Here is a 20,092-nt window from a genome sequence, read left to right as displayed (position 1 = left end):
AGTGGCGACGATGAGCCCGGAGACAACCCTCGGTGGGCCCGCCACGGCGCGGGTCGTCATCGACGTGAACGGCACCCTGATCCGCTGGAGCGAGGGGGCCCGCCGTCTGCTCGGCTATGCGTCGGAAGAGGTCGAGGGCAGGCCCGCCGCGGATCTGCTGGCCACAGGGAACACGGTCCCGCTGCCCGGCCCCGCCGAAGAACGGTGGAGCGGCACCGTCGAGCTGCGCCACCGCGACGGCCGCACGCTGTCCGTGTGGCTGCTCGCCCACCACGGGCCCCCGCGGCAGAGCGGCAGCGACTGGCTGGTGCTCACCCCGCTGAACGACGACACTCCCGATCCGCAGGACGACTTCCTGATGACTGCCGCCCTGAAGCAGTCCCCCTGCGCCACGGCCGTCTACGACGACCGGCTGCGCCTGCACGGGGTCAATGAGGCGATGGCCGCCGTGCTCGGTCTCCCGGCCGCGCACATCCGTGGCCTCTCGACCCCCGAGGTCGGCGGCAATCTGGACGGCGAGGAGATCGAAGAGGAACTCCGGCACGTCCTTGAGTCGGGTCAGGGGCGCGAGACACAAGGGTATGTGCGGGCGGGTGGCGAGGAGCGCGCGCACGCCTGGCTCGGACTGCTGGCGCCGCTGATCGACGCCGACGGGCGGGTGCGCGGTGTGTGCATGACCGCCCACGACTTCTCCGAGCACTACATGGCCCGGGAGCGCCTGCGACTGGTGAACGAGGCCAGCGTCCGCATCGGGACCACGCTGGACGTCACACGGACGGCCCAGGAACTGGCCGACGTCTGCGTTCCCATCCTCGCCGACTTCGTCAGCGTCGACCTGCTGGATCCCCCGGAGGACGGGGGCGATCGGGAGTCGGGACCGCCGAAGGTACCGGTCGCGCTGCGCCGTGCGGCACACCAGTCGATCCACCCCGGATCGCCCGAAGCGGTGGTCAAACCCGGGCAGAGCGACATCTACCCCACCGGTTCGCCCCAGGCGGACTCCCTGGCGGCCGACCGGACGATCGTGGCAGCCGACGCCACCGCCGCGCTCGCCGGCTGGCTCGCCCGGGACGAGGTGCGTCGCGAACGCGTACGCGAGTACGGCATCCACACGACGATGTCGGTACCGATCCGAGCCCGCGGCACGACGCTCGGGGTGGCCGTCTTCAACCGGTCCCAGCGGATCGACCCCTTCACCTCCGGCGACGTCCTGCTGGCCGAGGAGGTGACGGCGAGAGCCGCCGTCTGCATCGACAACGCCCGCCGCTTCTCCCGTGAGCGCGCGACCGCGCTGGCCCTGCAGCGGAGCCTGCTACCCCAGTCGCTGCCCCGGACGGCCGCCGTGGAAGCCGCCTCGCGCTACCTCCCCGCGGCACGTGCCGGGGTGGGCGGCGACTGGTTCGACGTGATCCCGCTGTCCGGGATGCGGGTCGCCATGATCGTCGGCGACGTGGTGGGCCACGGCATCCAGGCCTCGGCGACCATGGGGCGGCTGCGCACGGCCGTCCGCACCCTCGCCGACATCGACCTCGCCCCGGACGAGCTCCTCACGCACCTCGACGACCTCGTCGTACGACTGTCCGCGGAGGCCGGCGCCGACGGCACCACCGGCGAGGTCGGCGCCACCTGCCTGTACGCGGTGTACGACCCGGTCTCCCGGCACTGCACCCTGGCCCGGGCGGGCCACCCGCCGCCCGTCATGCTTCCGCCGGGCGGCCCGGCCCGGGAGATCGAACTCCCCGCTGGACCGCCGCTCGGCCTCGGCGGACTGCCCTTCGAGTCCGTCGAACTCGACGTTCCCGAGGGCACGGTCCTCGCGCTGTTCACCGACGGCCTGATCGAGAGCCGCGAGCGGGACATAGACGCGGGCCATCAGCTTCTGCGCGAGTCGCTGGAGAGCAACTCGGACTCCCTGGAAGGGGCGTGTCACGCGATCCTCCAGACGCTCCTGCCCGTCGGCAGCGCCCCGGACGACGTGGCTCTGCTGCTCGCCCGTACCCGCGGGCTCCCCGCGTCCCAGGTGGCGACCTGGGAGATTCCCGCGGACCCCGCCCTCGTCGCGCCGATACGCAAGCAGGCCGTCGCCCAGCTGCTCGACTGGGACCTGAGCGAGGCGACGTTCACGACCGAGCTCGTGGTGAGCGAACTGGTCACCAACGCCATCCGGTACGGCGAATCGCCCATCCGGCTGCGCCTGATCCACGACGCCACCACCCTGATCTGCGAGGTCTCCGACAGCAGCCACACCGCACCGCATCTGCGCCGGGCCAGGACCTTCGACGAGGGCGGCCGGGGACTCCTGCTGGTCGCCCAGCTGACGCAACGCTGGGGCAGCCGCCACACGGCGGACGGCAAGACGATCTGGGCGGAGCTGACGCTGGTCGAGGAATGACGGCGGACGGCCAGGAAGGAGGTCCGGCCCGGGAACGGGGCTTTCCGGACGCGCCCGGGAACGGGCGTACGGACCCGCCCGGGATCGGGCTTACCGGACCCGCTCGGGATCGGGGCTTACCCGACCCCGCGACTCTCCCTGGTACGGGCCCTGATGCCGTCTGCCTGATTTGATGAAGGGGCATCATGACCGTGTCCCGGAGGACCGAATCCTGAACGCCCCGCTCGCCGAAACCCTCTCCGTCGTCCTGCTCGTCGCGGTGCTCGCCTGCGCCGTGATCCGCCCCTTCAACTGGCCCGAGGCGGCCGTGGCGGTTCCGGCCGCCGCCATCGTGATCGTCACCGGGGCGATCACCTGGGACCACACGGTCGCGGAGGCGGCACACCTGGGACCGGTGATCGGCTTCCTCGCGGCGGTGCTGGTGCTCGCCCGGTTCTGCGACGACGAGGGGCTCTTCCGGGCCTGCGGAGCGTGGATGGCCCGCTGGGCGGCGGAGCGCCCCGGCCGGCTGCTCACCGCGGTCTTCGGGCTCGCCTCGGCGATCACGGCGGTCCTCAGCCTGGACGCCACCATCGTGCTGCTCACGCCCGTGGTGTTCGCCACCGCGGCGCGGATGGGCGCCCGCCCGAAGCCGCACGTGTACGCCTGCACCCACCTCTCGAACACCGCCTCCCTGCTCCTGCCGGTCTCCAACCTCACCAATCTGCTCGCGTTCAGCGCCAGCGGTCTGAGCTTCACCCGCTTCGCCGCGCTGATGACTCTCCCCTGGCTGGTCGCCATCGGCGCCGAGTACCTGGTCTTCCGGCGCTTCTTCGCCCGCGACCTGGGCGCGGCGGCCACGCCGACGCCGGACGTCGCCGAGCCGCCCGCCATGCCGCTCTTCGCGCTGGTCACGGTGGGCTGCACGCTGGCGGGGTTCGTCCTCGCCTCCGCCCTCGGCATCGATCCGGCGTGGTCGGCCGCGGCCGGGGCGCTGGTGCTCGCCACCCGAGCCCTCGTCCGCCGCCGGGCCACCCCGCTCACCGTGCTGCGTGCCACCGCGCCCGCCTTCCTGGCGTTCGTGCTCGCGCTGGGCATCGTCGTGCGGGCGGTGGTCGACCACGGGCTCGCCGACGCCCTCGGGCGACTGCTCCCGGAAGGCAGCGGCCTGCTCGCGCTGCTCGGCATCGCGGCGCTCGCCGCCGTACTGGCCAACATGATCAACAATCTGCCCGCGGTCCTCGTGCTGATCCCGCTGGCCGCCACGTCCGGACCCGGCGCGGTGCTGGCCGTCCTGCTCGGGGTCAACATCGGCCCCAATCTGACCTACGCGGGGTCCCTGGCGACCCTGCTGTGGCGGCGTATCGTGCACCAGCACGACCATGGCGTCGATCTCAAGGAGTTCACCCGGCTCGGTCTGATCGCCGTGCCGGCCGCGCTGATCCCGGCCGTACTGGCCCTCTGGCTCTCACTCCAAGTCATCGGAGGCTGACACACATGCGGGTGATCGTCTGGCTCGTCGAGGGAACGTGGCCCGCCTGCGTGGACGCCGTGCACCGGCACGCACCGCACGCGACGGATGTGGTCCTGCTGTACGTCGACGAGCCCGATGCTCCGGGCCTGGCGCACGGCGCCTTCGCCGGACTGCTCGGCCGCGCGCATTCCGGGCACGACCCCGGAGACAGCCTGGCGGACCTCGGCACCTCGTCCGCGACGCGGCTCCTCGACGCGGCGGCCGAGCGACTTGCCCGCCCCTGCACCCGGCTGGAGCGCGCCGGGCGCGCCAAGCGGGAGGTGGTCGCCGCCGCGGAGGGCGCCGACCTGCTCGTACTGGCCCGTGACGGCGACCGCTCCCGACTCGGCCCGCGCAGTCTGGGACCGGAGGGACGTTTCGTGGTCGACCACGCGCCCTGCCCCGTCCTGCTGGTCTGGCCCGAACCGGCACCGGACGTCACGACACTGCCACCCCACTAGGTCCGGCAGACACGTTCTCGGAGGCCACTCCCTCGATGGGCGCGGCGCACTGGCGTGGGGCATCTTGGACACAGCCAGGAAGGGACAGCCGGATGACGGTCACGACAGGAACGGGCTGGGCCACCGGTTCGAGGAGGACGGTTTCGCGGTGGTGCGCGGGCTGTTCGAGGGCGCCGAGATCGACGCGCTGTGCGCGGAGTTCACGGCGCTGCACGCCGCGGGCCCGGTACCGGGTCACTTCGAGCCCCGCGCCACGGAGGCCGACGGCCCGGCCGATCCGCTGCACGCCTATCCCCGCGTCCTGCACCCGCACCGCATCAACAGGCTCGCGCTGCGCCGTCTCCTCGACCCGCGGCTGGGGAGCATCGTGGAGACGCTGCTGGGCGAGGAAGTCCTGGCCGCGCAGAGCATGTTCTACTTCAAGCCCCCTGGCGCCCGGGGCCAGGCGCTGCACCAGGACAACTTCTATCTGCGGGTCGAGCCGGGCACCTGTGTGGCCGCCTGGATCGCCTGCGATGTGATCGACCGTGAGAACGGCGGCCTGGAGGTCGTGCCGGGCACCCACCGCATGGACCTGTTCTGCCCGCAGGAGGCGGACGCGGAGCTGTCGTTCGTACGCGAATACGTGCCCCCGCCGCCAGGGCTGGCCGCCGTGCCCGTCGACATGGCGCCGGGCGACGTGCTGTTCTTCAACGGCAGCCTGGTGCACGGCTCCGGGCCCAACCGCAGCACCGACCGCTTCCGTCGTTCGTTCATCGGTCACTACGTCGGCCGCTCCACCCGGCGCATCGGCGGCTTCTACCGGACGCTGACGATGAGCGGGGAACCCGTCCCGCTGCCCGAGAGCGAGGGCGCGGGCCCCTGCGGCACCGAGTTCGCGGCGCCGGCTCCGCACTGATCCCCCCCTGCGCGTGGCCGACGTACCGTTCGGTAGTGGGCACTTGACGCGGGCGGAACCGGGCGCTTGGATCATCGGGTGCCGTGTTGCGACCCGGTACGCAGAGGTACGCCCAGCCGGTAGCGGACACCGTTCAAGTCCGGCCAAAGTCGCCAGGACGGCGGGAGCGTCCGAGGCGGGGTCGTACTCGCGATTGATGGAGCGGACATGTCCGCCAAGCATGCTGCCCGCATCGGTGGCCTCGGATCGGTCGCCGTCCTGGTGGCTCTTTCCCTGCTCGTGGGCTGCGTTTCCGGCGAGGACGAGGGCACGAGCGACGGCGCGGATGCCACACCGCGGAAGCCGAGTCCCACCGCGGCCCTGACCTCGAAGCCAGCCCCCACCCCGATACCAAGTTCGAGCCCAAGCCCTGACGCAACCCCACCCTCCAGGTCTGCCTCGACCTCACCGGCCGTCGACCTCCCGCCCCTGCACGCGGGGTTCGACTACCAGATCGGCGGTGCCTATCCCCCGCCGACCGGTGTCCGCATCGTCAGCCGCGACCGTTCGGCCTCCCCGGCGCCCGGCCTCTACAACATCTGCTACGTCAACGCCTTCCAGGTCCAGCCGGGCGAAGAGAAGCAGTGGCCCGCCGACCTGCTGCTGCGCGACGGCCGGGGCAAGGTCGTTGTCGACGGCGACTGGGACGAGACGCTGCTCGACATCCGCACAGCGGCCAAGCGCAAGCGCGTCGCCGCGCGGGTCAACCGGTGGATCGACGGCTGCGCGGACAAGGGCTTCGACGCGGTCGAGCCGGACAACTACGACAGCTACACCCGCTCACGCAAGCTGCTGACCGCCGCCGACGCCACCGCGTTCATCACCCTGCTCTCGGCCCACGCACACGCCCGGCATCTCGCCATCGGCCAGAAGAACGCCGCGGAGTTGGCGGGACTCAGGAAGCGGGCCGGGCTCGACTTCGCGGTGGCGGAGGAGTGCGGCGAGTACGACGAGTGCGGGCTGTACGCGAAGGCGTTCGACGACCGGGTGGTCGTCATCGAGTACACCGACCGGGGGCTGCGCAAGGCCTGCTCCGCCTTCGGTGACCGGCTGAGCATCGTGCGCCGGGATGTGCTGGTGTCGACGCCCGGCGACGCGGACTATGTCCGCAGGACCCGATGACCACCTCCGGCGGGCCGACGAGCACACGAAGACAGGTGCCCTCGGGTGAACGGGGGCCCACGAAGTGGACGTACCAAAGGGCATGGTGACATTGCACGCCGTCGAGCAGCACGAACGCCCGTCGGCGAACCCCGGGCGCCCGCCGAGGCGTTTCCGGGTGCCCCGGCAGTGGCTGTTCCTGCTCGCGGTGGTCGCACTGCTGGCCCAGATGGCGGTCGCGATGGTCACGACGGCCGTGCGGCAGACGCCGACGATCGACGAACCCGTGTACGTGGGCACAGCGGTGGTCTACGTCCAGCAGCACGACCTGCGTTACAACCCCGAGCATCCGCCGCTGGGCAAACTGATCATCGGGAGCGGGCTGGTGTTCGCCCACCCACATCTCGACGCCGGCTTCACGGGTGACCAGACGGCGCTGGGAAAGCGGGTGCTGTACGAGTCGGGCAACGATCCCTGGCGGCTGATGCTGTGGGCCCGGCTGCCGGTGATCGTGCTGACGCTGCTGTTCGGACTTGTCGTCCTCGCGTTCGGCCGTGAACTGGTGGGCCGCAAGGGCGGCTTGGTGGCGCTCGCCCTGTACGCCTTCTCGCCCGACGTCATCGCACACGGCTCACTCGCCACCCTCGACGTACCCGCGTGCGGATTCCTGCTCACGTCGGTGTGGCTGCTGTGGCGGGCGCGCCGGCGTCCACTGCTCCACCTCCCGCTCGCCGGGGCGGCGCTGGGTGCGACGGTGGCCACGAAGATGAGCATGCTGCCCGTCGTTCCGGTACTGCTGCTCCTGGCGGTCGTGTCCGTCTGGCGGGCGCCCGGCCTCGACACGCGCGCGAAGGTGCGGCGAGCCGTGGCCGCGGCGTCCGGCGTCGCGCTGGTGGCCCTGGCCGTGGTGTGGGCGACGTATCTCGCGGTGGACCCGCACCTGCGCTGGACCACGCCCGCGGACCTCCCGGCCGTCCATGGCCTGCGCGCGCTCCTCAGCGACCTGCTGCCCTTCCCACAGCCGTACCGGGACGGCATGCGCGTCCAGTTCGGCTACGAGAACCACACGTGGGACAGCTTCCTGTTCGGCCGGCACTATCGCGGAACGCTCTGGTACTACTTGCCGGCCGCGCTGCTGGTGAAGACGCCGCTGGGCATGCTGGTGCTCTGGTCGGCCGGCGCGGTGGCCATGGTCGCCGTTCCCCGACTGCGGCCCGCGGCCCCGTACCTCCTGATCCCGTCGGCTCTGCTGCTGGCCACGGCGATGAGCGGCTCCCGCGATCTCGGCGTCCGTTACGCCCTCTTCCTGCCGCTGTTCCTCGCGGTGGTGGCCTCCGCCGTCGTCGCACTCCGCCGGCGATGGGCGTACGTCGTCACGGCGGCCCTGGTGCTGTTCGTCGCCGTCAGTTCGCTGCGCGCGTACCCGTACTACCTGCCCTACTCGAACGAGGCGTTCGGCGGACCGTCGAAGACCCATCTGCGCTTGCACGACTCGAACGTCGACTGGGGCCAGGACCTGGGCCGCCTGGCCGACCGGCTGGACGAGCGCTACCCGCAGGAGCGGGTCTGGCTCGTCTACAAAGGCGCCGGTGAGCCGTCGTACTACGGCATCGAGGCGGACGACCCGCGTACGGTGCCGCCGGGCCAGGTGCACGGTCTGCTCGTCGTGTCGGACTCCTCGATCGCCAAGGCCGAGGGGCCGCTGGCGGAGCTGCTCGACGGGAGCACGCCGATCGACGACGTGGGCCACTCCATCACGATCTTCCGCAGGCCGTAAGCCGGAGCTTGCGGACACTCCTGCCCTCAGGTGACGGTCCGGCGTGGGAGCCCCGCGGCGGTCGGCCGGTCGCGCATCGTCAACAGCGCATGACCGGCACCGGGCCGGTCGCGGCTGTGCAGGAGGATCCGGTGCTCACCAGTCCCACGTCTCGTAGGACGCTCGCCGCGTTGGCGGTGCTGGCCGCCGCCGAGGTGGCCCTCCTGGGGCAGCCGTCCGCGGAAGCCGTTCACCGGTCCGCCGCTCCCCCGGTGCCTGCTCCGGCGACCCTCTGTTCGGACGCAGGCATCCTCAAGGGTGAGGGCGGGCAGCGTGCCTCGGTCAGCCTCTGCGTGGGCACCGGCGGTCCGAACATCTCCGTGTCCGCTCCGGCCCGTTGCGGGCGACCCGGGACCGTGAAGTACACCTGTCTCACGTCGGGCACCTGGACCGTACGGCGGGACGGGCAGACCATCGCGACGGGCCCGCTCCCCAGCGGCAAGGAGTACCCCGGCCCCGGGACCTACGACATCAGCGGCAGCGTGCACGTGCGTTCGTCGCCCGCCGGTGTCGATCTGCGCGGCGAGGTCCACGCCACGCTGACCCTGACCGAGCCGAAAACGTCACCGACGCACCGCATCGAGGTCGACCGGAGCGTGCTGCGGCCCCACTCCGTGACCGCGCTGACGTACACGGTCGCGCGCGACAGCGACCGCGGGGACGGCAGCGCACGCCTCGGTCTCATCGCGGAGGAGTCGTCCGACGTGGAGCTGACCACGTCCGACCCCCGTTGCGTGAATCCGCTGACCGGCCGCTACCCGTCGACGACCAGGAGCGGCCACGCGCTGGACTGCGCGCTCACCGATCTCCAGCCGGGCCGGCCCTCCACCGTCGTCGTCCAGGTGTCGGTGCAGGACACCTGCTCCACGGTCGTCTCCAAGGCGGGTTACTGGATGCCTCAGGGCCAGACCGTGCTCACCGGGGGCATGCTCGTCGGGCCCACCGTCACGTGCGAGGAGTGAGCAGGTCCAGCACCCGCTCCCAGCGGAACTCCGGGCTCCCGCCGTCCTGTGGGACCTCCCCGGAGTACGGCGTGCCGAACCGGACGCCCATCGCGCCCAGCCGGTCGACACTCGCCCGGTAGGCGGGATGCGCCGCCAACGCCTTGCTCACACAGGGCAGTACGGCGATCGGGACACCAAGTCCGTACGCCTCACAGAGAGTTCCCAGGGCGAGCGTGTCGGATATCCCGGCCGCCCACTTGTTGACGGTGTTGAAGGTGGCGGGTGCCACGGCCACCGCGTCCGGTGGGGGGAAGGGCCGGGGGTCTCCTGGGGCCCTCCAGGCCGAGCGGATGGGACGGCCGGTCTGCGCCTCGACGGCCGTGGCGTCGATGAAGCCAAGGCCCTGCGGGGTGGCGATGACGCCGACCTCCCAGTTCCGCTCCTGTGCCGCGGTGATCAGTTCGCCGATGTCCGAGGCGATACCGGCCGCGCAGACGACGAGATAGAGGAAGGGCTTCTCCGGGTGTTCGCTCACGCGGCAGACCCTAGTGAACCGGAAAGGTGTCCCCGCGCTCGGAGTCGGGGCGGGGGCCGAGGATCCGGCGTTCCCTCTCCTCGATCCGTACGTCGTTGATGCTCGCCTCGCGCCGGGTCATCAGGCCGTGCTCGTCGAACTCCCAGAGCTCGTTGCCATAACTGCGCCACCACTGGCCGTCGGCGTCGCGGGACTCGTACTGGAAGCGGACGGCGATGCGGTTGCCGTCGAAGGCCCAGAGGTCCTTGCGGAGGGCGTAGTCCAGTTCGCGTGCCCACTTCGCCGTCAGGAGTTCGACGATCTCGGCGCGGCCCGTGACAAAGGCGTCGCGGTTGCGCCAGACCGAGTCCTCGGAGTAGGCGAGCGAGACCTTCTGGGGATCCCTGGTGTTCCACGCGTCCTCGGCCGCCTGGACCTTCTGGGCGGCGGTCTCGCGGGTGAACGGCGGGAGGGGCGGACGGTCGGACATCGAGTCTCCCTGGAACAAAGGGAGAACGAGCGTTCTCCCTGGTGACTGCTACCGTAGAGAACGGTGGTTCTCGCGTCAAGGATTGGCCCGTACATGGACAGCACAGCCCCGCGCGAGCAGGCACCGGATCTCGCCCGGGAACAGGCACTGGGTCTCGCCCGCGAGCAGGCGCTGGACGCCGCGGAGGAGTTGTTCTACGGCCGTGGCGTCCAGAGCGTCGGCATGGACGACATCCGCGGCGCCTCGGGGATCTCCCTCAAGCGCCTCTACCAGCTCTTCCCGGCGAAGGAGCAGTTGGTGGTGGCGTACCTGGAGCGGCGCGACATCCGCTGGCGGCAGCGGCTGGCCGAGTACGTCGACCGGCAGGGAGAGCCCGAGCGGCGCGTCCTTTCGGTGTTCGACTGGCTGGGGCAGTGGTTCGCGGAGCCCGGTTTCCGCGGGTGCGCCTGGATCAACTCCTACGGTGAACTGGGCGCCACGTCGCCACGCGTGACCGCCCAGGTCCGCGCCCACAAGCGGGCGTTCAGGAAGTACCTCGGGGATCTCGTGACCGACGCCGGGCTCCCCGCCCCGCTCGGCGACCAGCTGTATCTGCTCGCCGAGGGGGCCATGGTGACCGCGGGCATCACGGGGAACGCGGATCCGGCCGAGCAGGCGGGGGCGGCCGCGCGGCTGCTGGTGGAGGCTCAGCGGTAGGCGCGGCGTTCAGACTTCGGACACCGTGATGGCCCCGACGGGGCAGGCCCGTGCCGCCTCTCGCAGCATCGGGTGGCCCACGCCGTGCTCGCGGCCGGGCAGCAGCTCACTGATTCCGTCGTCGTCCTGGGTGAAGACGCCCGGGGCGGCGAGGGCACACTGCCCGGCGCCGATACAGACGTCCTTGTCGATCGAGATCGAGATGTCGATGTTCATGCTGGCAGCTTCTTACCGGGCCACAAGGTGTGCCAGCCGAGAGCGCCCGGCCCGAGTGGATGATTTACGGCGCCCCCAAGCATCCGGTCTGATACTTCAACGTCAAGTCGGACCCCCACCTGGAGCTTCAGGACGGCGCCGAGCGCCGGGACTACACGGCCCGTGAAAGTCACCGGCGAGGAGAAGGCGCGGTGGTGGGAGCGCGCGGTCGCGGCGTATCCCCCGTACGCCGACTATCAGAAGAAGACCGACCGGCAGATCCCGGTCTTCGTGCTGGAGCCGACGAGCGACTGACCGACGCCAAATTTCCTTCGCGTCGGCACGCATGCCCGGCCGACCGCCGGGCATCCGAGGATCAGGCCCCGCCGCGTCCCCCCGTCGCGGCGGGGTTTTCCCTTGTCCCGTCCGTACGCGCGGCTGCCCGTGCGGTTCGTGCGTCGGTCACGTCGAGGAAGACGTGGCCGGCCTGGGGGACGGCCCGGGTGACGGAGCGTTTGATGCGGATGGCGACGTCTTCGACCTCCTCGCTGTCGAGCCCGGGAGCGAGGTCGATGCGGGCGGCCACGAGGGTCGAGTCGAGGCCCAGTTCCATGGTGAACAGCTCCTCCACGCTGTCGATCTCAGGCTGCGCGTCCAGTACGGCAAGGATTTCGCGACGCTGCTCCTCATCGGCGGCCTGCCCGATGAGCTGCTCGCGCGCGTCACTGCCCAGCCGGTAGGCGATACCGACGAGCAGCATCCCGATGGCGAGCGAGGCGGAGGCCTCCCACACGACCTGGCCCGTGACCATGTGCAGGGCCATGCCGGCCATCGCGAGGGTCACACCGAGCACCGCCGTGCCGTCCTCGGCGACGACCGTACGCAGCGCCGGATCGCGCAGACCGGCCTTGCCGCCCTGTTTACGCACCTGGTGGAGCGCCCGCAGCAGCGAGGTGCCCTCGGCCAACAGGGACACCCCGAGGACGACGAACCCCGCGATGTAGCCGCCGAACGACTCGTCAGCGCCGTTCCTGAGGGCCTCGAAGCCCTGGAAGAAGGAGAAGCAGCCGCCCATCACGAAGATGCCGACGGCGGCGAGCAGCGACCAGAAGAACCGCTCCTTGCCGTAGCCGAACGGGTGGCGACGGTCGGCGGGACGGCGGCTGCGGCGCAGCGCGGCGAGCAGGAAGACCTCGTTCAGGCTGTCGGCCACCGAGTGCGCGGCCTCCGAGAGAAGCGCGGGCGAGCCGGAGAGCAGCCCGCCCGCCGCCTTGGCCACGGCGATCAGCAGATTGGCGCCCAGCGCGACCAGCACGGTCACCCGGGTCCTGCGGTCCGCCCCATCGGACCGGCCCTGTTGGTTGGGCTGGCCCGGTGGGTTCGGTTGGTCCTTCGATTGGCTGCTCATTCCGGCCGATTTCCCAGGCCCACCCGCCTCACACCGTGGACTCGGCGGGAATCGGGGAACGAATGCACCTGGGAACCCGTATCGCGGCATAACGCGCATCAAGGAAGTGAGGCGTCGTGAGCGAAACTGAGGGAAACGCCGAACTCGGCAAGAAGGCGTTCAAGCGGTCCAAGAGCCATTTCGCGGACCGTGTCACGGCGGACGGCCGGGACGGCTGGCCGGTGGAGGCGGGCCGCTACCGGCTGGTGGTCAGCCGCGCCTGCCCCTGGGCGAGCCGGGCGGTGATCTCGCGCCGTCTCCTCGGCCTGGAGGGCGCCCTTTCGCTGGCGATCACCGATCCGATCCAGGACGACCGCAGCTGGCGGTTCACCCTGGACCCGGACGGCCGCGACCCCGTTCTCGGCATCCGCTTCCTCAGCGAGGCCTACGACGCGCGGGAGACGGGCTACCCCGGAGGCGTCAGCGTGCCCGCGCTCGTGGACGTACCCAGCGGGCAGCTGGTCACCAACGACTACCAGCAGCTGACACTCGACCTCGCCACCCAGTGGACGGCCCTGCACCGGGACGGCGCGCCCGATCTGTATCCGGCAGCGCTGCGCGACGAGATCGACGAGGTCATGGCGGACGTCTACGAGGACGTCAACAACGGCGTGTACCGGGCCGGCTTCGCCTCGCACCAGGAGGAGTACGAGGTGGCCTGCCGCGGCGTCTTCCGGCGGCTGGATCTCCTGGCCGAGCGGCTCGGCTCCCGGCGTTATCTCGTCGGCGAGGCGATCACCGAGGCGGACATCCGGCTGTTCACCACGCTCGTCCGCTTCGACGCCGTCTACCACGGCCATTTCAAGTGCAACCAATGGAAGCTGACCGAGAACCAGGTCCTGTGGGCCTACGCCCGCGACCTCTACCAGACGCCCGGTTTCGGCGACACCGTCGACTTCGACCACATCAAACGGCACTACTACCAGGTCCACACGGGCATCAACCCGACCGGCATCGTCCCCCTCGGACCCGACCTCTCCGGCTGGCCGACACCTCATCACCGCGATGAGCTCGGTGGCCGGCCGTTCGGCGACGGCACCGCGCCGGGCCCGGTGCCCGAGGGCGAGAGGATTCCGGCGCGGGGGCGCCCCTGACGGAATGCGGCCGTCGGACCCGCGCTGCGGAGTCAGCGCCGTGCTTCTGCCGCGGCCCCGTACTTCAGCCACAGCGGCGTTCGCCGGCCGCCGGACCTGCTCCGGCTGTCGGTTCCGCCTCCGCTCCGGCGGCGTACCTGGGCTGTCAGTCCTGCTTCGGCGCGGTCGTCGCCGCGTGGCGCAGGGTGAAGGAGTGTCCGGCCGGGTCGGAGTAGCCGCGTTCCTCGAAGGGGCCGGACGGGTCCTTCGTCTCGATGGGGCGCCCGCCGAGGCCGATGATCCTGAGCTCCGCCGCGTCGAGGTCGTCCACGTGGAAGTCCAGGTGGACCTGGAGGGAGCTCTCGGGGCGCGGCCAGCTCGGCGGTGTCGCCGACATGTCCCGGCGGAACGCCATCCGGATGCCGTCGGTACCCCTGATCTCCACGCGGTTCGCGTTCGCGTCCGTCTCCTCGGCGTCCAGCAGCTCCTTGTAGAAGGCGGCGAGCTTCTCGGGTTCGGCGCAGTCCAGCACCACGACGCCTGCCGTGACCAGTGTCATGCTTCCTCCGTACGGGTTCCCGGGCGCCGACGGCCTCCCCGGGCGTCCGCTGCCTCGTCCTCCCGTGTTACCGCGTACGGCGGATTCAGTCGGCCACGAGCCATTCACCGTCGCGCATGAGGTGGCGCCCGGCGATCTCGTTGACCTCGCGCCAGGCCTGTACACGCTGTGGCGCCACCTGAAGTAGAGCTTGATGGTGAAGAGTTGGCGCGGATCGTCGTGGCGACGGTCAACCCGGCCGGGATCGTCGTCGCCCTCTCGTACCCGGTCAACCAAGGAAAGGGAACATGCACGCTGACCTCCTCTTCACCGGCGGCCCCGTCCTCACCCCCGAGGGGCCGGCCGCGGCTTCCGTCGCTGTCACCGGCGACCGGATCACCGCCGTCGGGCACACCGAGGTGCGCGAACTGATCGGCCCGCGGACCGAAGTCGTCGATCTCGCCGGACGGCTGCTCCTGCCCGGGTTCCAGGACGCGCACATCCACCCCGTGCCGGCGGGCCTGGAGCTCTCCCGGTGCGACCTGACCGGGACGAAGACGGCCGGGGACACGCTCGCCGTCGTCCGCGCGTATGCCGACGCGCACCCCGACCGGGAGTGGATCACCGGTGGCGGCTGGTCCATGGAGGCCTTCGAGGGCGGTACGCCGACGAAGGAGCTGCTGGACGCGGTCGTACCGGACCGGCCGGTGTATCTGCCGAACCGCGACCATCACGGCGCCTGGGTCAACAGCCGTGCGCTGGAACTCGCCGGCGTCACGCGGGACACGCCCGATCCGGCCGACGGCAGGTTCGAGCGGGACGCGTCGGGCGAGCCCACCGGGATGCTTCAGGAAGGCGCCATGCAGTACGTCGGCCGGCTCACGCCGTCGGCCACGCCTTCGGACCGGCTCGCCGCTCTGCTGCATGCCCAACGGCATCTGCACGCGCTCGGCATCACCGCCTGGCAGGACGCGCTGGTCGGGGAGTTCCTCGGGATGGACGATCCGTCCGAGGCCTGTCTGACGGCGGCCCGCGAGGGTTCGCTGACCGCGCGGGTGGTCGGCGCGCTGTGGTGGGACCGGGAGCGCGGGGCCGAGCAGATTCCCGAACTCCTCGAGCGGCGGGCCGCGTTGAGCCACGGACGGTTCAGCGCCACGAGCGTCAAGCTCATGCTGGACGGAGTCGCCGAGACGGGCACGGCCGCGCTGCTCGACCCCTATCTCGACAAGTGCGGCTGCGCCACCGCCAATCGGGGCACCAGCTTCATCGATCGCAAGCAACTGGCCTCGTACGTGACCGAGTTGGACGCGCTCGGCTTCCAGTGTCATTTCCACGCGCTGGGTGACCGGGCCGTACGCGACGCACTGGATGCCGTGGAGGCGGCACGGAAGGCGAACGGGCCGAGCGACACGCGTCCGCACCTGGCGCATCTCCAGGTCGTGCACCCCGATGACGTACCCCGGTTCGCGCGCCTGGGTGCCACGGCCAACATCCAGCCGCTGTGGGCCGCTCACGAGCCGCAGATGGACCAGCTGACCATCCCCTTCCTGGGGCCCGAACGGGCCGCCCAGCAGTATCCGTTCGGCGCGCTTCTGCGCTCCGGGGCGCGTCTCGCGGCGGGCAGCGACTGGCCGGTCAGCAGCCCCGACCCTCTCCAGGGCATCCATGTCGCCGTCAACCGGGTGGCCCCGGACGAGCGCGGCCCGGTGTTCCTGCCCGCCGAGCGCATCGGTCTCCTGGCCGCGCTGACGGCGTACACCGCGGGATCGGCCTACGCGAACCACCTCGACGAGACCGGGAGCGTACGGGTGGGGGCCCTGGCGGATCTGGTCGTCCTTGATCGCGACCCGTTCGCCGGGCCGACGGAGGCGATCGCCGGGACGAAGGTCGCGCTGACCTATGTGGGCGGAGAGCGCGTCCACGCGGCGCCCGACGCCTGACACCTCGTGCAGCAGCCGCGGGGCTTCTTGGACAGCCGCCCAGGTATAGTGGACAGCTGTCCAAGAAGTGCATGACTGAGCAGCGGGGCTTGCCGAACGATGGAGACAGTCGCGAACGTGTTGGTGGGCCTGGTGGCCGCGCTGCACGCGTACATCCTGGTCCTGGAGATGTTCCTGTGGGAGCGCAGGCCGGGGCGGGGCCTGCACGGGTTCGACGCGGAGATGGCGCGGGCGACCGCGCCGCTGGCCGCCAACCAGGGTCTCTACAACGGGTTTCTGGCGGCGGGACTGGTGTGGGGGCTGATCGCCGCCGACCCGACCGGTTTCCGCGTCCAGGTCTTCTTCCTGGTGTGCGTGGTCGTCGCCGGAGTGTACGGATCGGTGACCGCGAACCGGCGCATCCTCTTCGCGCAGGCGCTGCCGGGCGCGCTCGCCCTGGCCGCCGTCCTCGTCGCACGGTGACGCCGCAGGATCCGCGGGCCGCCCGCACCCGGGCGAAGCTGCGCCAGGCCCTGCTGGAGGAGTGCGCCGAGCGCCCGCTGGAGGAGGTCGGTGTCGCCGCCCTGGTGCGGCGGGCCGGGGTCGGCCGGGCCACCTTCTACGTGCACTACGCCGACCTGGAGGCGCTGGCCGTCGACGCCTGCGCCGATGTCGTACGGGAGGCAGTGGACGCACTGCACGCGTGGCGCGGGCGGCCCGACCCGGTGTCCGCGCCGCCCGCCCTCCTTGCGTTCTTCGCCGGGCTCCCCCCGCACGCACCTCTCTACCGCGCCCTCCTGAGCCCGGGCGGCGGCGGCCCGCTCGGCCGCGTGCTGCACCGCGACCTGCGCGCCCGCAGCCTCGCCGAGCGCACCCTCCTGGGTGCGCCCGACGCCCCGCTCGTCGCCTCCGCCGTCGCCGCCACCTTCGCGGGGGTCCTCGGGGACTGGCTGCACGGGCTGCTCGACGCCACTCCCGAGGAAGTCGCCCACCAGGTCTGGCAGTTGCTCGTCACCCTGCACCGGAGCCGATGACGCCTCACATACAGCCCACGAAGTCCTTCGACTCGGGCCAGGCCTCGACTCTCTGGGATGTGCGTATGTACGCCGTCGCCTTGTCGTCCGTCAGCCAGAGCTGCCAGTCCTTGAAGCGGTATCCGGTATCGTGCGCGTCGGCGGGCATCGGGACGTCACCGTCGTACGCGGCGGTGAGCAGTTCGCTCCCCAGTACCCCCTTCGGATCCCGCGCGTACTGCCTGCTGTCCTCGTCCTGGCCCGTCCCCAGGAAGTGCGCGCTCTCCCAGCCGCAGTGCTCCGCACCCGCGTAACTGGACAGCACCGTGGTGGCCACGCGGTGACCGGCGCGGTCGGTCCAGATCTCCTGCGAAATCGAGTCGGTGTAGCTCGCGGGGAGTTCGGCGGGGTCGCAGGAGGCGTTGGTCTCCGGGCCCCAACCAGGGCGGTCCGGCTGGTCCTTGGCGACGACGACGGCGACCTTCGTCCTGCCGTCGACGTCGTAGGAGAACAGGACACGGTCTCCCTGCCTGCTCTCGATCCGGTAGCCGTGGTCCGGCAGTTCGGGCTGGTCCATGTCGAAGAACGCGTTCAGGCCCTCCTCCGGTGTCGAGCCGCCGTCCCCCTTGGTCCACGTCTCGCCTCCGCTGCCGTAGGAGATCTCGCCGTCGCACTCCAGCGCCCGCCCGGCCGCGCCCGAACCCTCCTCGGCCTCTCGCTCACTGCCGTCGGCGCTCTCCCTGAACGGCAGGTCCAGACGCCCCGCGTACGGCGTGGCCGGCGGCGTTCCGGTGACCACGAGGCCCTCGCGCATCCCCTCGCCGCACCCCACCACGGTCAGCCCCAGCACCATCACCGTCGCCGCGATCCGTTTACGCATGCCCACCCCTGTCCGCCGACTGCCGTTCTCTCGTTCCCTCCTCCGACGCGGGAGCGGCAGTGATCGTTCAGTGCCTAGCGGGCCGCCTGGAAGGTACGTCGGTACGCCTGGGGTGCGACGCCGATCGCGGCGTGCAGGTGCTGGCGCAAGGAGGTGCCGGTGGCGAAGCCGACCTCGCCGGCGATCTGGTCGACCGACAGGTCGCTGGACTCCAGCAGATGGCGGGCCCGGGAGACACGTTGCTGGATGAGCCAGCGGCCGGGGCTCAGACCGACCTCGTCGTTGAAGCGGCGGGCGAAGGTGCGCGGGCTCATCCGGGCGTGGCCGGCGAGATCGGACAGCGCCAGCGGGTCACCCAGTCGGTCAAGAGCCCACGCTCGTGTTGCGGCGGTGCCCGTCGCGGCGGACTCGGGCACGGGCTGTTCGATGTACTGGGCCTGACCGCCGTCGCGCCAGGGCGGCACCACGCAGCGCCGGGCCACCTTGTTGGCCAGTTCACTGCCGTGGTCCTTGCGCAGGATGTGCAGGCAGACGTCGACTCCGGACGCGGCACCGGCCGAGGTGAGGATCGTGCCGTCGTCGACGAACAGCACGTCCGGGTCCAGTGCCACCTGCGGGAACATCCGCCGGAACAGGTCGGCCAGCAGCCAGTGCGTGGTCGCCGGCCGTCCGTCCAGCAGACCGGCCGCCGCGAGCACGAACGCGCCCGTGCAGATGGAGACGATGCGGGCGCCCGGCCGGATCAGTGCGAGGGCGCGGGCCACCTCTTCGGGGAGTTCCACGGTGACGCTGTCCGGGTTGACGGCCGGGATCACCACCGTGTCCGCCGTGCGCAGCACTTCGGGGCCGTGCTCGACGGTGACCGAGAAATCCGCGTTGCTCCGCACCGGCCGGCCGTCGACGGTGCAGGTCAGCACTTCGTACCGGCCGTCCGCGGCACCGAAGATCCGGCTGGGGATACCCAGCTCGAAGGGGTAGACGCCGTCGAGCGCGAGGACCACGACACGTTCCACAGGAGGCATGGCACGATCTTATCGGTTATTGGCAATCTTGCCATTTCCCTGGTGGCCGTACCCCGGCAGGCTGATGCACATGAGCCAAACGAACACGATGCGCGCGATCAGTCAGGACGTCCTCGGCGGGCCCGAGGTGCTCAAGGAAGTGGAGAAGGAACGGCCCGTACCGGGGCCGAGCGAGCTGCTGGTCCGGGTGCACGCGGCGGGGCTGAACCCGACCGACTGGAAGCACCGCGCGGGCGGCCATTTCCTCAAGGAACCACCGTTCGTCCTGGGCTGGGACGTCTCGGGTGTGGTGGAGTCCGTCGGGGTGGGGGTCACCCTGTTCAAGCCGGGTGACGAGGTCTTCGGCATGCTGCCCTATCCGTTCGGCGTCGGTGCGCACGCCGAGTACGTCACCGGTCCCGCGCGCGCCTTCGCGCGTAAGCCTTCCAACGTCGACCACGAGCAGGCGGGTGCCATTCCGCTGGCCGCGCTGACCGCCTGGCAGGCCCTCGTCGACACCGCCGACGTACGGCCGGGGCAGCGGGTGCTGATCCACGCGGCAGCCGGCGGGGTCGGACATCTGGCGGTGCAGATCGCCAAGGCGCGCGGCGCGTATGTGATCGGTACCGCCAGCGCGGGCAAGCACGACTTCCTGCGCGAACTGGGCGTCGACGAGCCGATCGACTACCGCGAGACCGACTTCACCGAGGCCGTGAGCGACGTGGACGTCGTCCTGGACACGATCGGCGGCGACTACCGATCCCGCTCGCTGCGCGTCCTGCGCGAGGGCGGCCTCCTGGTGTCGATCCTGCCCCGGGGTGCGAAGGACCTCATCGAGGAGGCCGAGAAGCTCGGCGTACGGGCGATCGAGCTGCTGGTCGAGGCCGATCACGCCGGGATGAACGGGGTCGCGGAGCTGGTCGAGGCGGGGAAACTGCGCGCGACCATCGCCGGGTCGTTCCCGCTGGCCGAGGCCGCCAAGGCGCACGCACTCGGCGACACCGGCCGGACCGCGGGCAAGCTGGTGCTGACCGTCGGCTGAAAGCCCTCACCAGAAGTTGTTGATCGAGTCGAGCGGCGGGGGGGGTGGGGTGGGGGGGGTGGACCCCGCGGGGGGGGTGGTTTTTTTTGAGGAGGGGGGGCCCCCGGCGGGGCGGTGCGGGGCACAAAAAAGAATTTTAGA

The 20,092-nt window shown here is 71.1% G+C and carries 20 protein-coding genes and 1 pseudogene; 14 read left to right on the top strand and 7 right to left on the bottom strand.

Going from position 1 to position 20,092, the window contains the following annotated elements; genetic code table 11:
* Positions 1-10: 10 nt before the first annotated feature.
* From ACIPC1_RS10895 to ACIPC1_RS10865, 7 genes are all read left to right on the top strand, one after another.
* On the top strand, positions 11-2,392 hold the full coding sequence (locus tag ACIPC1_RS10895; RefSeq protein ID WP_402515455.1) for a SpoIIE family protein phosphatase: 2,382 nt from the start codon (positions 11-13) through the stop codon (positions 2,390-2,392).
* A gap of 172 nt (positions 2,393-2,564) precedes the next feature.
* Positions 2,565-3,863 (top strand): arsenic transporter, encoded by a 1,299-nt coding sequence (locus ACIPC1_RS10890; RefSeq protein ID WP_402515453.1) that lies wholly within the window; start codon positions 2,565-2,567, stop codon positions 3,861-3,863.
* A gap of 5 nt (positions 3,864-3,868) precedes the next feature.
* Positions 3,869-4,345, top strand: a complete 477-nt coding sequence (locus tag ACIPC1_RS10885; protein ID WP_402515450.1) for a universal stress protein — start codon at positions 3,869-3,871, stop codon at positions 4,343-4,345.
* 64 nt (positions 4,346-4,409) lie between these two features.
* Positions 4,410-5,243 carry a phytanoyl-CoA dioxygenase family protein gene (locus tag ACIPC1_RS10880; RefSeq protein WP_402515448.1) on the top strand — a complete coding sequence of 278 codons (834 nt, stop codon included), beginning with the start codon at positions 4,410-4,412 and terminating at the stop codon, positions 5,241-5,243.
* A gap of 207 nt (positions 5,244-5,450) precedes the next feature.
* Positions 5,451-6,404 carry an endo alpha-1,4 polygalactosaminidase gene (locus ACIPC1_RS10875; RefSeq protein ID WP_402515446.1) on the top strand — a complete coding sequence of 318 codons (954 nt, stop codon included), beginning with the start codon at positions 5,451-5,453 and terminating at the stop codon, positions 6,402-6,404.
* Between the two features lie 82 nt (positions 6,405-6,486).
* Complete coding sequence (locus ACIPC1_RS10870) at positions 6,487-8,160, top strand: phospholipid carrier-dependent glycosyltransferase (RefSeq protein WP_402515443.1); 1,674 nt, start codon at positions 6,487-6,489, stop codon at positions 8,158-8,160.
* Between the two features lie 89 nt (positions 8,161-8,249).
* The gene (locus ACIPC1_RS10865) at positions 8,250-9,161 is read left to right on the top strand and encodes a hypothetical protein (RefSeq protein WP_402515441.1); all 912 of its coding nucleotides are present in this window, start codon (positions 8,250-8,252) and stop codon (positions 9,159-9,161) included.
* Here the strand turns inward: ACIPC1_RS10865 and ACIPC1_RS10860 are convergent.
* Both ACIPC1_RS10860 and ACIPC1_RS10855 read right to left on the bottom strand, forming a co-directional pair.
* Entirely contained in the window at positions 9,145-9,678 is a 534-nt protein-coding gene (locus ACIPC1_RS10860; protein ID WP_402515439.1) for a flavoprotein, read from the bottom strand. The two genes, ACIPC1_RS10865 and ACIPC1_RS10860, sit on opposite strands and share 17 nt — an antisense overlap.
* Before the next feature lie 10 nt (positions 9,679-9,688).
* Positions 9,689-10,147 carry a DUF1348 family protein gene (locus tag ACIPC1_RS10855; RefSeq protein WP_402515437.1) on the bottom strand — a complete coding sequence of 153 codons (459 nt, stop codon included), beginning with the start codon at positions 10,145-10,147 and terminating at the stop codon, positions 9,689-9,691.
* Positions 10,148-10,240: 93 nt separating this feature from the next.
* On the opposite strand from ACIPC1_RS10855, the gene ACIPC1_RS10850 reads away from it, so the two are divergent.
* Positions 10,241-10,843, top strand: a complete 603-nt coding sequence (locus tag ACIPC1_RS10850; RefSeq protein ID WP_402515435.1) for a TetR/AcrR family transcriptional regulator — start codon at positions 10,241-10,243, stop codon at positions 10,841-10,843.
* Between the two features lie 9 nt (positions 10,844-10,852).
* Here the strand turns inward: ACIPC1_RS10850 and ACIPC1_RS10845 are convergent, their stop codons facing one another.
* On the bottom strand, positions 10,853-11,059 hold the full coding sequence (locus ACIPC1_RS10845; protein ID WP_402515432.1) for a ferredoxin: 207 nt from the start codon (positions 11,057-11,059) through the stop codon (positions 10,853-10,855).
* A gap of 68 nt (positions 11,060-11,127) precedes the next feature.
* Between ACIPC1_RS10845 and ACIPC1_RS10840 the strand changes: the two are divergent.
* Positions 11,128-11,353, top strand: a pseudogene (locus ACIPC1_RS10840) (nitroreductase/quinone reductase family protein); the annotation flags it as partial.
* Between the two features lie 61 nt (positions 11,354-11,414).
* Here the strand turns inward: ACIPC1_RS10840 and ACIPC1_RS10835 are convergent.
* Positions 11,415-12,446: a cation diffusion facilitator family transporter gene (locus ACIPC1_RS10835; protein ID WP_402515431.1), complete on the bottom strand. Its 1,032-nt coding sequence runs from the start codon at positions 12,444-12,446 to the stop codon at positions 11,415-11,417.
* A 116-nt stretch (positions 12,447-12,562) separates the two neighbouring features.
* Here ACIPC1_RS10835 and ACIPC1_RS10830 point away from each other — a divergent pair, with 116 nt between their 5' ends.
* Complete coding sequence (locus tag ACIPC1_RS10830; RefSeq protein ID WP_402515430.1) at positions 12,563-13,579, top strand: glutathione S-transferase family protein; 1,017 nt, start codon at positions 12,563-12,565, stop codon at positions 13,577-13,579.
* Positions 13,580-13,724: 145 nt separating this feature from the next.
* Here ACIPC1_RS10830 and ACIPC1_RS10825 read toward each other — a convergent pair whose 3' ends face one another.
* Positions 13,725-14,117: a VOC family protein gene (locus ACIPC1_RS10825; RefSeq protein ID WP_384379161.1), complete on the bottom strand. Its 393-nt coding sequence runs from the start codon at positions 14,115-14,117 to the stop codon at positions 13,725-13,727.
* A gap of 287 nt (positions 14,118-14,404) precedes the next feature.
* Here ACIPC1_RS10825 and ACIPC1_RS10820 point away from each other — a divergent pair, with 287 nt between their 5' ends.
* The 3 genes from ACIPC1_RS10820 to ACIPC1_RS10810 all read left to right on the top strand — a co-directional run bounded on the left by ACIPC1_RS10820 (position 14,405) and on the right by ACIPC1_RS10810 (position 17,049).
* A complete protein-coding gene (locus tag ACIPC1_RS10820; RefSeq protein ID WP_402515427.1) occupies positions 14,405-16,036 on the top strand; it encodes an amidohydrolase in 1,632 nt (543 codons plus the stop codon).
* A gap of 99 nt (positions 16,037-16,135) precedes the next feature.
* Positions 16,136-16,498, top strand: coding sequence for a DUF1304 domain-containing protein (locus ACIPC1_RS10815; protein ID WP_402515426.1), 363 nt, complete (start codon positions 16,136-16,138; stop codon positions 16,496-16,498).
* Entirely contained in the window at positions 16,495-17,049 is a 555-nt protein-coding gene (locus ACIPC1_RS10810) for a TetR/AcrR family transcriptional regulator (protein ID WP_402515423.1), read from the top strand. Before ACIPC1_RS10815 ends, ACIPC1_RS10810 begins: the two co-directional genes overlap by 4 nt.
* Positions 17,050-17,053: 4 nt before the next feature.
* On the opposite strand, the gene ACIPC1_RS10805 is transcribed toward ACIPC1_RS10810, so the two are convergent.
* Entirely contained in the window at positions 17,054-17,908 is an 855-nt protein-coding gene (locus ACIPC1_RS10805) for a hypothetical protein (RefSeq protein ID WP_402515422.1), read from the bottom strand.
* Positions 17,909-17,982: 74 nt separating this feature from the next.
* On the bottom strand, positions 17,983-18,930 hold the full coding sequence (locus tag ACIPC1_RS10800; RefSeq protein WP_402515419.1) for a GlxA family transcriptional regulator: 948 nt from the start codon (positions 18,928-18,930) through the stop codon (positions 17,983-17,985).
* Positions 18,931-19,000: 70 nt separating this feature from the next.
* Between ACIPC1_RS10800 and ACIPC1_RS10795 the strand changes: the two genes are divergently transcribed.
* A complete protein-coding gene (locus ACIPC1_RS10795; RefSeq protein ID WP_402515417.1) occupies positions 19,001-19,951 on the top strand; it encodes an NADP-dependent oxidoreductase in 951 nt (316 codons plus the stop codon).
* The last annotated feature ends 141 nt before the right edge of the window (positions 19,952-20,092 follow it).

The sequence above is a fragment of the Streptomyces sp. NPDC087263 genome, from assembly GCF_044744645.1.
Lineage (GTDB): Bacteria > Actinomycetota > Actinomycetes > Streptomycetales > Streptomycetaceae > Streptomyces.
The sequence above is the reverse complement of the archived record's forward strand: the minus strand, read 5'-3'. Positions and strand labels throughout refer to the sequence as shown.

Excerpts from the sequence above, each read along its gene's own strand:
- ACIPC1_RS10895 (WP_402515455.1), top strand. The coding sequence starts at position 11 with ATGAGCCCGGAGACAACCCTCGGTGGGCCCGCCACGGCGCGGGTCGTC.
- ACIPC1_RS10890 (WP_402515453.1), top strand. The coding sequence starts at position 2,565 with ATGAAGGGGCATCATGACCGTGTCCCGGAGGACCGAATCCTGAACGCC.
- ACIPC1_RS10885 (WP_402515450.1), top strand. The coding sequence starts at position 3,869 with ATGCGGGTGATCGTCTGGCTCGTCGAGGGAACGTGGCCCGCCTGCGTG.
- ACIPC1_RS10875 (WP_402515446.1), top strand. The coding sequence starts at position 5,451 with ATGTCCGCCAAGCATGCTGCCCGCATCGGTGGCCTCGGATCGGTCGCC.
- ACIPC1_RS10870 (WP_402515443.1), top strand. The coding sequence starts at position 6,487 with ATGGTGACATTGCACGCCGTCGAGCAGCACGAACGCCCGTCGGCGAAC.
- ACIPC1_RS10865 (WP_402515441.1), top strand. The coding sequence starts at position 8,250 with ATGACCGGCACCGGGCCGGTCGCGGCTGTGCAGGAGGATCCGGTGCTC.
- ACIPC1_RS10855 (WP_402515437.1), bottom strand. The coding sequence starts at position 10,147 with ATGTCCGACCGTCCGCCCCTCCCGCCGTTCACCCGCGAGACCGCCGCC.
- ACIPC1_RS10850 (WP_402515435.1), top strand. The coding sequence starts at position 10,241 with ATGGACAGCACAGCCCCGCGCGAGCAGGCACCGGATCTCGCCCGGGAA.
- ACIPC1_RS10845 (WP_402515432.1), bottom strand. The coding sequence starts at position 11,059 with ATGAACATCGACATCTCGATCTCGATCGACAAGGACGTCTGTATCGGC.
- ACIPC1_RS10835 (WP_402515431.1), bottom strand. The coding sequence starts at position 12,446 with ATGAGCAGCCAATCGAAGGACCAACCGAACCCACCGGGCCAGCCCAAC.
- ACIPC1_RS10825 (WP_384379161.1), bottom strand. The coding sequence starts at position 14,117 with ATGACACTGGTCACGGCAGGCGTCGTGGTGCTGGACTGCGCCGAACCC.
- ACIPC1_RS10820 (WP_402515427.1), top strand. The coding sequence starts at position 14,405 with ATGCACGCTGACCTCCTCTTCACCGGCGGCCCCGTCCTCACCCCCGAG.
- ACIPC1_RS10815 (WP_402515426.1), top strand. The coding sequence starts at position 16,136 with ATGGAGACAGTCGCGAACGTGTTGGTGGGCCTGGTGGCCGCGCTGCAC.
- ACIPC1_RS10805 (WP_402515422.1), bottom strand. The coding sequence starts at position 17,908 with ATGCGTAAACGGATCGCGGCGACGGTGATGGTGCTGGGGCTGACCGTG.
- ACIPC1_RS10800 (WP_402515419.1), bottom strand. The coding sequence starts at position 18,930 with ATGCCTCCTGTGGAACGTGTCGTGGTCCTCGCGCTCGACGGCGTCTAC.
- ACIPC1_RS10795 (WP_402515417.1), top strand. The coding sequence starts at position 19,001 with ATGAGCCAAACGAACACGATGCGCGCGATCAGTCAGGACGTCCTCGGC.